Origin of the sequence: Streptomyces dioscori (assembly GCF_003024195.1) — a bacterium.
Classification (GTDB): domain Bacteria; phylum Actinomycetota; class Actinomycetes; order Streptomycetales; family Streptomycetaceae; genus Streptomyces; species Streptomyces dioscori.
The window spans coordinates 814229-826236 of the sequence record NZ_KZ679038.1; the positions used below are offsets into that span (position 1 = coordinate 814229).

11 protein-coding genes are annotated in these 12008 nt (G+C 72.8%); 3 read left to right on the forward strand and 8 right to left on the reverse strand.

Translation table 11 applies throughout. The annotated features are described in order from the left end of the window. Positions 1-32 precede the first annotated feature (32 nt). Complete coding sequence (locus tag C6Y14_RS45665; protein ID WP_404828707.1) at positions 33-530, reverse strand: hypothetical protein; 498 nt, start codon at positions 528-530, stop codon at positions 33-35. Continuing rightward, positions 497-1747, reverse strand: coding sequence for a molybdopterin-dependent oxidoreductase (locus tag C6Y14_RS03545; RefSeq protein WP_107014918.1), 1251 nt, complete (start codon positions 1745-1747; stop codon positions 497-499). Before C6Y14_RS03545 ends, C6Y14_RS45665 begins: the two co-directional genes overlap by 34 nt. Positions 1748-1860: 113 nt before the next feature. On the opposite strand from C6Y14_RS03545, the gene C6Y14_RS03550 reads away from it, so the two are divergent. Continuing rightward, positions 1861-3339: a hypothetical protein gene (locus C6Y14_RS03550; protein WP_225890863.1), complete on the forward strand. Its 1479-nt coding sequence runs from the start codon at positions 1861-1863 to the stop codon at positions 3337-3339. 206 nt (positions 3340-3545) lie between these two features. Here C6Y14_RS03550 and C6Y14_RS03555 read toward each other — a convergent pair whose 3' ends face one another. Continuing rightward, positions 3546-3956 (reverse strand): STAS domain-containing protein, encoded by a 411-nt coding sequence (locus C6Y14_RS03555; RefSeq protein ID WP_107014919.1) that lies wholly within the window; start codon positions 3954-3956, stop codon positions 3546-3548. Between the two features lie 224 nt (positions 3957-4180). Between C6Y14_RS03555 and C6Y14_RS45475 the strand changes: the two genes are divergently transcribed. Then, the gene (locus tag C6Y14_RS45475) at positions 4181-4312 is read left to right on the forward strand and encodes a hypothetical protein (RefSeq protein WP_263973011.1); all 132 of its coding nucleotides are present in this window, start codon (positions 4181-4183) and stop codon (positions 4310-4312) included. A 12-nt stretch (positions 4313-4324) separates the two neighbouring features. Here C6Y14_RS45475 and C6Y14_RS03560 read toward each other — a convergent pair whose 3' ends face one another. From C6Y14_RS03560 to C6Y14_RS03570, 3 genes are all read right to left on the reverse strand, one after another. Continuing rightward, positions 4325-4876: a DUF5990 family protein gene (locus C6Y14_RS03560; protein WP_107014920.1), complete on the reverse strand. Its 552-nt coding sequence runs from the start codon at positions 4874-4876 to the stop codon at positions 4325-4327. Between the two features lie 175 nt (positions 4877-5051). Continuing rightward, positions 5052-6503: an NAD-dependent succinate-semialdehyde dehydrogenase gene (locus C6Y14_RS03565; protein ID WP_107014921.1), complete on the reverse strand. Its 1452-nt coding sequence runs from the start codon at positions 6501-6503 to the stop codon at positions 5052-5054. Between the two features lie 100 nt (positions 6504-6603). Continuing rightward, positions 6604-7875, reverse strand: a complete 1272-nt coding sequence (locus tag C6Y14_RS03570; protein WP_107014922.1) for an aspartate aminotransferase family protein — start codon at positions 7873-7875, stop codon at positions 6604-6606. 208 nt (positions 7876-8083) lie between these two features. On the opposite strand from C6Y14_RS03570, the gene C6Y14_RS03575 reads away from it, so the two are divergent. Then, entirely contained in the window at positions 8084-9829 is a 1746-nt protein-coding gene (locus C6Y14_RS03575) for a PucR family transcriptional regulator (protein WP_107014923.1), read from the forward strand. A 40-nt stretch (positions 9830-9869) separates the two neighbouring features. On the opposite strand, the gene C6Y14_RS03580 is transcribed toward C6Y14_RS03575, so the two are convergent. Next, positions 9870-10862, reverse strand: coding sequence for an SMP-30/gluconolactonase/LRE family protein (locus C6Y14_RS03580; protein ID WP_107014924.1), 993 nt, complete (start codon positions 10860-10862; stop codon positions 9870-9872). Positions 10863-11049: 187 nt separating this feature from the next. Then, on the reverse strand, positions 11050-11967 hold the full coding sequence (locus C6Y14_RS03585; RefSeq protein ID WP_107014925.1) for a helix-turn-helix domain-containing protein: 918 nt from the start codon (positions 11965-11967) through the stop codon (positions 11050-11052). Between the last annotated feature and the right edge of the window lie 41 nt (positions 11968-12008).

Here is a 12008-nt window from a genome sequence, read left to right on the forward strand (position 1 = left end):
CACGCGACGCGCGCGGACTGGACCGCCGTCGATCAGTGGGCGACCGGCGGACGGTCCTTCGTCGCCCTGCGCAGCCGGAGCCTCAGGCGCAGCAGGAAGAGCAGCGCCGACCCGGCGAAGAGGACGGCGGTGATCAGCAGCCAGCGGCCGAGGAAGCCGTCCGCGGGCAGCCCGGTCGCCATCCCGTACCGCCGGTCCACCTGACCACCGATCAGCGGGAACCAGACCAGCAGGAGCAGCGCGGACAGGGCCGCCGGGACACGGACGTACATCGTCCGCTCCCGGTGGCCGGCCGCGCCGAACACCCGGACGACCCCGCGGTCCGCCACCGCGTACAACGGCAGCAGCACCAGGTCGTGCAGCAGGGCCGCCCCCACGAACCACAGGGTCACCCCGAGCCAGTCGTCGCCGAGCAGCCGTACCCCGGCATAGCCCGCGAGGGCGAACGAGCAGGCGAGCAGCAGGAGTTGCGCGGTCCCCTTGGGCGGTTTCCTCATCACAGGTCTCCGAACGTCATGCGGGCCACCCATTTCGTGTTCAGCACACCGGGCGCGGCGGGCACGACGATCCGTGCCGGGTAGCCGTGATCCGGGCTCAGGTCCTCGCCGTTGACCTGCAGGGCGAGCAGGGAGCGCGGGTCCGCGACCTGGTTGGCGCGCAGGGCCGCGCGGCGGAAGGAGCCGTGCCGCTGGAGGGACTCGACGAGGACGTCCGGCGGATCGTCGTCGTGGCCGACGAGCGCCGCGAGGTCACGGAGCCGCACACCGCGCCACCACTGGTCCGAGGTCGACCAGCCTTCGACACACGCGATCGGCAACGCCGCGCTGTGGAGCGGAAGGTGAAGCAGCTCGGCCCTGCTCAGCCGGACCGTGCCCGTCCGTCCCGTGACGACGAGCCGCCATGCGTCCTCGCCCGTCTCCGCGTCGTCGATGCCCGCGTAGGCGGCCGTCTTGTTGATCTGGAAGCCGTTCGGGCCGCTGCCCGGGTCGGCTCCGCCGTGCGGCGCGAGGAGGGCCGTGCGCCGCAGCGGCCCGTCGAAGCTCCGCCCCGCCGTCGTCCCGAACAGCAGCAGGGACCCACCGCCGACGAACCACAGCGCCCCACGCCGGGTGACGGTCGCCGGATCGGGCCGGGGAGGGACCAACTCCCCTCCGTCCGCTGCCTCCTGGCCCTGCCGCATGCGGCGTACGTTCCGTACGGCGGCCGGGGTCTTCAGTACGGCGTGGGTGACGAACGCGGCGAAGAACACCCACGCGCCGTAGAAGTGGAGCGGGTAGAAGGACCCCGGGAAGAGGTAGTCGAGCTGGACGTTGAGCACGCCGGTCACGAACTCGAACAGCGCGCCCCCGACCAGCAGAAGCAACGAGATCCGCTCCAGCGCGTGGGTGAGCGAACGGGCCGGCGGCAGCGCGAACAGCTTCGGCACCACCGACCACAGCTTGGCCAGCAGCACGGGGATCAGGGTGACGCCGAGCGTGACGTGAACCCCTTGTGTGAGGCGGTAGAGCCAGTACGGGCCGGTGGGCCACGCGAAGAGGTAGAAACCGAGGATGCCCTTGTCCGGGGTCTTGTCGTTCACCGGCGACAGGCCGGGGTTGTAGGCGGCGTAGGACAGCAGGCCTGTCACGAACAGCACGGTGATGCCGACGAGCAGGACGAGGCCGAGTACCGAGGTGAACCAGGGACCGCGCAGCGGACTGCGCCAGAAACCGGGTGAGGTGGGAAGCCTTGGGGAGTGGTCGCGCATGGCCCGACCGTAGGCAGGAAAGGGCCCCGGGCAGGGCCTGCGAACCATGACGAAACGCTGACGTCCGCACGGCGGGAGGCTCGGAACGCCCTCGGTCGCCCTAGCGTTCCGGTGTGATCCGCTCCCCTCTGCGCCACCTGACCTCACGTGACCTGTTCGCGGCGTCGGTCGCCGTGCTCCTCGTCCTCGCCGCCGTGCTGATCGGCCGGCACATCGAGGAGACCGACCACACCCTGTTCGCGAACTGGCCTCCCCTGTGGGCGAGTTGGGATCCGCACGTCGGTCCGGGCACTCCGGCCGCGGCGGCGGTCGCGCTCGGCGTCGTGGCGTACGGCCCCGTCCTCGCGGCGCGCCTGCCCTGGCGTGCGCTGCTGGGCGCCTCCTGGACGGGCGCCATGGCCTGGATCTGGTCGCTGGCCCTGATCGACGGATGGCACCGGGGCGTGGCCGCCCGGCTCACCACCCGTTACGAGTACCTCCAGGTCATCGACCGCTTCCACGACATCCCGGAGACCCTGCGGGACTTCACCCGCCACATCCCGCTCGACTCACCGGACCACTGGCCGCCCCATGTGGCCGGACATCCGCCCGCCGCCTCCCTCACCTTCGTCGTCCTCGACCGGATGGGGCTGAGCGGCGGCGGCTGGGCCGGGGCCTGGTGCATCACGGTGGGCGCCACCGCCTGCGTCGCCGTACTGGTGACCGTGCGCAAACTCGCCGACGAGGAGTCGGCGCGGCGCGCGGCCCCGTTCCTGGTGCTCGCGCCGGCCGCGGTGTGGATGGGCACGTCGGCCGACGCGTACTTCGCCGCGGTCGCCGCCTGGTCGATCGCGGCACTCGCACTCGCCGTGACCGCACCGAAAAGCCCCCGGACCAGAGCCGCCGCCTTCACCGCCGGCCTCCTGTTCGGCCTGACCTGCTACCTCTCGTACGGGCTCACGCTCATGGCGGTGATCGGCGCGGGCGTGCTGTTCCTCGGGCGGAGCCGGGTCCGGGTGCTCCCCTGCCTCGTCTCCCGCCTCGCCTTCCTGGTCGCCGGGTTCGCCGTCGTCCCCGTGGCGTTCACGCTCGCCGGGTTCGACTGGTGGGAGGCGTACCACGTCCTGGTCGAGCGCTACTACGACGGCGCGGGCGGTATCCGGCCCTACGGCTACTGGGTGTGGGCGAACCTCGCGTGCACGGTCCTCATCACGGGCCTCGCGACGGCGGCGGGTCTCCGGCGGACGGCCGTCGCACTGATCCGGGGCCGCCGCGAGCTGCTGCCCCGCCGCGAGCCCCGAGGGACGGAGGGCGTACGTGAAGTTCCCGGCGCCGAGCCTGAGACGGCCTTCGCCGCCTCCTCCGGGACGGCCGCCGAGTCGCCGGGGGCGGGCGCCCGGACCCGGCTCGCCCTGCTCGTCCTGTGCGCTCTGCTCGCCCTGCTCGCCGCCGACCTGTCCGGGATGAGCAAGGCCGAGACCGAACGCATCTGGCTGCCCTTCGCGATGTGGCTGCTCCCGGCATGCGCGCTGCTCAGCCGCCCCCGGGCCTGGTTGGGCGCCCAGGCGGTACTCGCCCTGCTCCTCAACCATCTGCTGCTGACGGGTTGGTGACCGCCCGTCGTGGCCATCGTGCCCGTCGTGCCCGTCGCGGGGACACCATCACGATTCTTTTGCTCGCCCGCCGCCCAAAGAACCGTATTTTCAAGCGCGAGTGTGGCAGGTTGTACCTCAGCCGGTCCCGTCACTTCCCCCCGTAGTGGCGGGCCCGGCGTTTTTCGCGTCCGGCCGCTCCGGCGACGCCCCCGCCCTGCTCGTCGTCAAGACTTCTCGTCGGGGTCCGGCGCGGGGGGCCAGACGGGGCGATGGGCCTCGGGGAGTTCCAGCAGGGCCAGCCCGACCGTGCGGCGGACGGGCAGCAGCTCCGTACTGCCCGTCTGTACGAGCAGCTCCGAGAGTCTGCGGCCCGCTCCGGCCAGGATGAGCCTGCCGTCCAGGCGTTTCAGCAGCCATCTGATCGCGAGCAGGCAGTTCAGCCCACGTGAGTCGCAGAACACGAGAGCTGTCACATCGAGCACCAGATGCCGTCGCCCCGCGTCGACGATGGCGGCGAGGGTGCCCAGGAAGTACTCCTCGCAACTCTGGTCGAGTTCGCCGCTGACCCGCAGGACCGCGCAGTGCTCGCAGTCGGTGATCTGGGTGATGGTCAGGCGGTGGGTCTGCGTGGACATCACACCTCCCGGTTCCGGAGCCACGGGCGCCCTGTGGCGCGACGCCCGTACGCGTGCGTGTGCCCCGCATTCGAGCGGACAACGACGCGGAGGGAAACTCTCTGGCCACGGTGGATCACTGCTGACGCGGATCACGGCCGGGTGCGCGCCGTCGCTCCTGGCCGGGTTCCCGGCCGAAGGGGCGGGCACACGGCAGTGACGCCGTCCGGACGGAGAGGGATCCCATGCACCTGACCCACAGCCTGAACTTCCTCGCCTACAAAGGCCTGGAGACCGTGCCGACCTGGTCGATCGTGGTGGGCGTCGTACTCGCCGCGGTGGGGATCGTGCTGGGAACGCTCAATCGCCACAAGTGAGTTCGGGGGTCTTCATCGGGCGTCCTTCGCGACGCCGGGCGGCGCGTGGGTGCCGGGAGTGTCACGGGTGTCGCGTTCGGCGGTCCAGATGACGTGCGGGGGTACGACCCGTGCGCGCAGGGGGCCGCCCTGGGGGTCGGTCAGGCCCAGGCGTGCCACCAGTACGCCCTCGCGGGCGGCCTCCGCGAGTACGTCCGTGGGGACCATGTCGAGCATGAGCTTGGCGCGCCGGAACATCGAGAAGACGCCCTCGTCGTCGAGCGTGCCCCAGGACAGGTAGACGAAGCGACGGCCCAGGCGGTCCTGCACGTAGGGGCCCTGCACGCAGGGGCTCTGCACGTCGGTGCCGGTCGGCGTCTCCGTCGGCGTCGCCGTGCACTCCAGCGTCCAGGTCGCCGACTCCGCGTCCCCGGGGTGGGGGTCGAGCAGTTCGCCCGGCCGGTTGCGGCGCTGTACGGCCACGTAGACCTCGCGGGGCTCTTCCGGGCCGTTGCGGCTGATGGGGACGGGGTGGGTGCGGCCGGGGAGGTCCACGGCCTCGATACGGATGCGCAGGTGGGTCATGGGGTCATCATGACGCCGTGGGCGGCGTGATGTGGTCCCCGGGTCTGCGGCGGCGCACGGTCTGTGGCCTGTGGCCTGTGGCCTGCGGCCGACAGGGCGGGCTGGGGTGTGTTCTGCGCCGCGGGCTCGTCGTGGCTGGGCGCGCAGTTCCCCGCGCCCCTTTCGGGGCGCCCCGTCATGTACGGGGGATCGCCACGTACTGGTAGTCCAGGAATTCGTCGATGCCCACTCGGCCGCCCTCCCTGCCCAGGCCGGACTGCTTGACGCCGCCGAAGGGGGCCGCCGGGTTCGAGACGAGGCCGGTGTTGAGGCCGACCATGCCCACCTCAAGGCGTTCGCTGACGCGTAGGGCGCGGTCCAGCTCCTCGGTGAAGACGTAGCCGACCAGCCCCCAGGGCGTGTCGTTGGCGCGGCGGACCACCTCGTCCTCGTCGTCGAAGGCGAGGATCGCGGCGACCGGGCCGAAGATCTCCGTGTCCATCAGCCGGCTGCCGGTGTCGACGTCGGCGAGCACGGTCGGCGGATAGAAGCACCCCGGCCCTTCGGGGGTACGGCCGCCGACGAGCACCCGGGCGCCGCGTGCCACCGCGTCCGCGACCAGGTCCGCCACCTTGGCGCGGCCCTTCGCGTCGATCAGCGGGCCCACGTCGACTCCCGTGCGCGTGCCCGGACCCACGACGAGCGCCGCCATCCGCCGGGCGAGCCGCTCGCCGAACTCCTCGGCCACCGACCGGTGCGCGAAGAAGCGGTTGGCGGCGGTGCACGCCTCTCCCATGTTGCGCATCTTGGCGGTCATCGCCCCGTCCACGGCCTTGTCGAGGTCCGCGTCGCCGAAGACCACGAAGGGCGCGTTGCCGCCCAGTTCCATCGAGGTGCGTACGACAGCGTCCGCGCACTGCGCCAGCAGCAGCCGCCCGACCTGGGTGGAGCCGGTGAAGGACAGCTTGCGGATGCGCCCGCCGCGCAGCAGTGGCTCGCAGACCTCTCCTGCGCGCGAGGTGGTGACCACGTTCAGGACGCCGTCCGGCAGCCCGGCCTCCTGGAGGATCGCGGCCAGCGCGAGGCTGGACAGCGGTGTCTGCGGGGCCGGTTTGAGCACCGTCGTGCAGCCCGCCGCGATCGCCGGGCCGATCTTGCGGGCTCCCATGGCCAGCGGGAAGTTCCACGGGGTGATCAGCAGACAGGGGCCGACCGGGCGGCGGGAGAGCAGCATGCGGTGCCGCCCGTCGGGCAGCGTGCCGTAGCCGCCGTCGACGCGTACCGCCTCCTCGGCGAACCACCGGAAGAATTCGGCGGCGTACGCCACCTCACCCCTGGCCTCGGCGAGCGGCTTGCCCATCTCGGACGTCATCAAGTGGGCGAGTCGCTCGGTCCGTTCGAGGACCAGTTCGTGTGCGCGGCGCAGGATCTCGCTGCGGGCCCGGGGCGCGGTACGGGCCCACGCCTCCTGAGCCCGTACGGCGGCGTCCTCCGCGAGCCTGGCCTCCTTGAGGCCTCCGTCGGCGACATGGCAGAGGATCTCGCCGGTCGCGGGGTCGTCGACGGGCAGGGTGGCGCCGTCCGCGGCATCCACCCAGGCACCGCCGATGAACAACCGGGTCGGGGTGCCGGCCAGGGCGTCGGTCATGGTGTCACTCCTGAGTCGGTCGGCGGCGGGGCGGACGGCTGGGCACGGGGGGGGGACGCGGGCCAGGACGCGGGCCGGGACGCGAGCCGGGGCCGGTCCTTCATCGGTCCGAGGCAGCCGGTGACGTACCGGCCTCCACCGCCGCCGCCCATGCCTCAAGTCCCGCGTCCACCGCCGTCTCGTCGATCACCAGCGCCGGGATCATGCGTACGACCTGGTTCCAGGCGCCGCACAGCAGCAGGAGCAGGCCCTCGTCGACGGCGGCCCGCTGAACGCGGGAGGCGGTCCCGGGGTCGGGGCCGCCGTCCGCGTCGACGAACTCGCTGCCCAGCATCAGCCCGAGGCCCCGTACGTCCCCGATGGCGGGCGTCCGGCCGGCCACCGCCTCCAGCCCCTGGCGCAGCCGTGCCCCCATCGCGTCGGCGTTCTCGACCAGCTTCTCGTCGCGTACGACGTCCAGGGTCGCGCAGGCCGCGGCGCACGCCACCGCGTTGGCGCCGTAGGTGCCGCCCTGCGAGCCGGGCCACGCCCTGGCCATCAGCTCCTCGGGGGCGGCGATGCCGGACAGCGGGAATCCGCTGGCCAAGCCCTTGGCGGTGACCAGGATGTCGGGCGTGACGCCGAAGTGGTCGTGTCCCCAGAACCGGCCGGTGCGCCCCACGCCCGTCTGTACCTCGTCGAGGATCAGCAGGAAGCCGTGCCGGTCGGCGCGTTCCCGCAGCCCTTCCATGAAGGCGCGGGTCGCGGGCACGTAACCGCCCTCGCCGAGCACCGGTTCGACGATGACGGCGGCCGTGTCGGCGGGCGAGGAGATCGTCTGGAGCGTGTGGTCGAGCTCCTGGAGGGCGAAGCGGGTGGCGGTCTCCTCGTCCCAGCCGTACCGGTAGGCCGTCGGGAACGGGATGACGACCACGCCGCTCATCAGCGGGGAGAAGCCGGAGCGGAATCGGGTGCCGGACGTCGTCATGGCGGCGGCGGCCACGGTCCGGCCGTGGAATCCGCCGTGGCAGACCAGCACGTTCGGGCGGCAGGTGGCCTGCCGGGCCAGCCGCAGCGCGGCCTCCACCGCCTCGCTCCCGGAGTTGGTGAAGAAGAGGCTGTCGAGGCCTGCGGGCAGCACCTCACCGAGTTTGTCGACGAGCCGGCGCAGCGGCCGGTGCATGACCGTCGTGTACTGCCCGTGGATCAGCGTGCCCACCTGTTCCCGGGCGGCTTCGACGACCCTCGGATGGCAGTGCCCGGTGCTGGTCACGCCGATGCCCGCGGTGAAGTCCAGATAGCGGCGGCCGTCCTCACCGTAGAGGTGGACGCCCTCGCCCCGGACGGCCACCACGGGGGTGGCCTGGCGAAGGTGCGGCGACAGTGCGGTCATGTGCGTCTCCCGGCCGTGCGTCGTCGTCTGCTCCGGAACTGCGAGCATCTCGACGGGGGCGGCAGGCGGCAATGAGTGAACTGTCCGGCGGGGCTGCGTGGTTCGGACGTTGTGTCAACCGTGCGCAGGTCAGCCACGCTTGTCACGGGGTCCGGACGGGCAGGCACGCACCATGAGCGAGTACGCCGAAACGCCCCGGACGCCCCGGATGTCCTACACGGCCGAAGGGCCGGCGGGCGCAGCTCCCGCGGGCCGCGTGCTCACCGTCGCCGACGTCCTGGCCCTGCCCGTCCTGGCCGCGGGCCGGCCGGAGGTGGTCGCCGGGGCGACCCGCCTCGACCGGCCGGTCCGCTGGGTCCACATCACCGAACTCACCGACCCCGCCTCCTTCCTCAAGGGCGGCGAACTCGTGCTGACCACCGGTATGCCGCTGCCCGAGGACCCGGCGGGCGTACGCCGCTATGTCGACGAACTGGCCGACATCGGGGCCGCGGCCCTGGTCATCGAACTCGTACGGCGCTTCCATCGCCCGCCCGGCCCGCTCATCCAGGCGTGCCGCGTCCGTGGCCTGCCGCTCGTCACCCTGGCCGAGGACGTCAACTTCCTTGAGGTCACCCAGGTCGTCCACACCCTCATCCTCGGCAGCCAGGCGGACGCCGTGCGGCGGACCCAGCGCATCCACGAGGCGTTCACCGCCCTGACGCTGCGGGGCGCCGGACCCGAGGACGTCGTCCGCGCGGCGGCGGAGATGAGCGGCCGCACGGTCGTGCTGGAGAACCTGGTGCACCAGGCGCTGATCTGCGAGCCGTCCGGCAGCACCGTGGACGAAGCACTGTCCGGCTGGGAGCAGCGCTCCCGGGCGACGCGGGCGACGCACCACGGGCCGGCGCCCCGGGCCGCCCGCTCAGAGACGACCGGCCAGGGGGTGACCGACCCAGAAGTCACCGGTCCCGAGGTCGCCGGTCCGGACGTCGCCGGTCCCGAGGTCGCCGGTCCGGAGGGCTGGCTCGTGGCGCCCGTGGAGTACCAGGGCGAACTCTGGGGACGCGTCGCCCTGCTGCCGTCCCCGGTGCCGTCGGCGGGGTTCGGGCCGCAGGACGTCACCGTCCTGGAGCGGACGGCGATGGCCCTGACGATCGCCCGCCTCATCCACGCCACGCCCTGGGAGCGCACAGCGCACCGGAGCGCGCTGCGCGATCTCGCCGAGCAGCGCCACCGCTCTCCCGCGGACGCCCGCGCGCGCCTCGCCGCGCTGGGCCTGCCCACCGAGGGCACCGTCTTCCTCGCGGTCCTGATGGACCTCCGGACGCCGGTCGACGGCACCGGCCTGGAGGCCCGGCTGTCCCAGGAGCTGGCCACGACGGGCACGGCCGCGCTGGTCGGCACGCTGGCGCCCGCGCGGCTCGGCGTCCTGCTGGCCCTGCGCCCCTCCCAGCCGTGGCGGTCCACCGTGGAGCAACTGGGCCGCAGCGCGCTGGAGGTGGACCCGTGTGCCGTCGTGAGTATCGGTTCCGAGGTCATGGACCTGGCCCGTACCGCCCGTTCCTTCCGTGAGGCGTCCCGCGTCGCGGAAGCAACCTGTCCGGGCCGGCCCCTCACCGCGGGCAGGTCGTACAACGAACTGTCCGACATCGGACTGCGCCGCCTGCTGTACGCGCTGCGCGAGGACACCCGTGTCCAGGAGTACGCCGAACGGCAGCTCGGCCGGCTCGTCGACCATGACGGCCGGCACGGCACCGACCTCCTGACGACCCTGCGGCACTATCTGGACGCCGCGGGCAGCAAGACCGGTGCCGCCCGGCTCGGCGGGCTGTCCCGGGAGACCGTCTACCAGCGTCTGCGCACCATCGAGCGGCTGCTGGACTGCGACCTCGAATCCGGTGAGCGGCGGACCGGACTGCACGTGGCCCTCACGGCCCTCGACGTCCTGCGGGAGGGCGGAGAAACGACCTGAGGGACAGGATCGCCGCTCCGCCGTCCCGCGCGGCCGGGTGCTACCGGTGGCCGTGGCCGCGCAGGCGGGCGCGCAGCAGGTTGGGGTCCGTGGCCGTGGCGTAGGCGGCGCTGAGCACGTACACCTCCTTGCCGCGCAGCGCCACGGAGCTGGGGTTCTGGAGTCCGTCGGCGGTGTCCAGGACGGTGGTCCGGGTGCCGTCGGGCCGGATGTGCACGACCCTGTTGGTGGTGTTGAGCGTGGCCAGGACGTCGTCGCCGTGTCCGGTGAAGGCGAAGTCGTCGATTCCGACCAGGTCCGGGTCCGACGCCTTGACCTGCGGGGTGCCCGCGCGGTTTCCCGGACGGATCGGTATGCGCAGGAGGGTGCCCTGATCGAGATTGGTCACCCAGAGCGCGCCGTCGTGCACCTTCGCTCCGTTGACGCCGAGGAAGCCGGTGGGGGTGAGTTCGGGTGCGGTGGACCAGGCGGTGGGGGTGCCGCCGGTGACGGGGACGGTCCACACCGTGCCGAGCACCGAGTCGGTGATGTAGAGGCGCTTGCCGCGTTCGTCCAGAGCCAGTCCGTTGGGCAGACCGTCCTCGGGCAGTGCGGCGATGCGCTGCGGGGCCTTCCCGGGGCGCAGCCGCCACAGGCCTGTCAGGTCGGCGGTCCCGGTCGCGTACAGCACGTACAGGGTGCCGTCCGGGGTGCGGGCGATCCCGGTGGCCAGCGGGAAGCCGAGGGCGGGGGTGTGGACTCCGCCGTCGGCGGGGGCCGGCAGGGTCGCCAGGACGCGGGTCGCGCCCCGCGGGCTCACTTCGGCCACCTGTCGGCTCGCCGCGAAGGTGACGGCCGCGGTGCCGTCGGGCAACAGGGCTATGTTCTCCGGCAGTTGACCCGCGGACACGTCGAAGTGGGTGGCGATGCGTACGTCGGTCAGCGGTTCGCGGGTGGGACGGGTGGGGGTGGCGTCGGCCGGCAGGGCCGAGGCGAGGGTGGCGGCGGCCACCGCGACGGCGGCCATGAGTGTCTTGATACGTCGGTTCGACATGGTTCCTTCTCTGACTTCTTCTCTGACTTCTTGTCTGACTTCTTGTCTGACTTCTTGTCTGGTTTCGGGCATGCGGCAGCCGTGGTGCGGCGCCGTGGTCGAGGGCGCCTCGGTGAGAGGGCGTGAGGGTGCGACCGGCGACCGCCCCGCGAAGGACGCGGGTCAGGCGGCGCGGCAGGTCAACGGGTCAGAGCGTGTGGGACTCGGCGGCGCGGTGCGGCCGGTCCGCGTCCCGGGGCGCGGTGGCATGGGCGAGCAGCGCCAGGGCCGCCGCGGACGGGGAGCCGGGGTCGGCGGTGGCCACCACCAGGGACGGGCCGTCCCCCTGCGGGCTCTGCAGTGTCTGCTGGGTGACGGTCAGCGTCCCGACCAGTGGATGGCGCATCTCGTAGTCGGCGACATCGCAGGCGAGCACCCGGTGGTCGGCCCACAGTGTGGCGAACTCCCGGCTGCGCATGGTCAGTTCACCGATCAGTGCGGCCAGCAGCGGGTCGTCCGGGTGGCGTCCGGCCGTCAGCCGCAGGTTCCCCACGACGGCCCTGGCCTTGGCGGGCCAGTCGACGTACAGGTCGCGGGTGTGCGCGCCCAGGAACACCAGCCTGGCCATGTTCGGCCGCCGCCCCGGACGGCCCGCGCCGCCGGGATCGTCCGGGCTGTCCGGATCGAGGTGTCCCGCGAACAGGCCGTGCCCCGGGCGGTTCCAGGCCAGGACGTCGCTGCGGCGGCCGATCACCAGGGCGGGGGTACCGTCGACGGCCGCCAGCAGGGCACGCGTCGCGGGAGTGAGGCGTTCGGGACGTGGCCGTGCGCCGGGCCCGCGCCGCCTCGGCGCACCGGCCAGGGTGTGCAGATGGGCGCGCTCTGAGTCGTCCAGTCGCAGGGCGCTCGCCACCGCGTCGAGCACCTCGCGCGAGGCGTTGCGGGACTGGCCCTGTTCCAGGCGGGTGTAGTAGGGCGCGCTGATGCCGGCGAGCATCGCGAGTTCCTCCCGGCGCAGCCCCGGCACGCGGCGCCGCTCGCCGTAGGTCCGCAACCCCACGTCCTCGGGGCGCAGTCGGCTCCGGCGTGCCTGGAGGAACTCGGCGAGGTGCCCGTGCTTGTTCATGACACCGAGTATGCGGACCGCGGCCGGCCGGTGCCTCACCC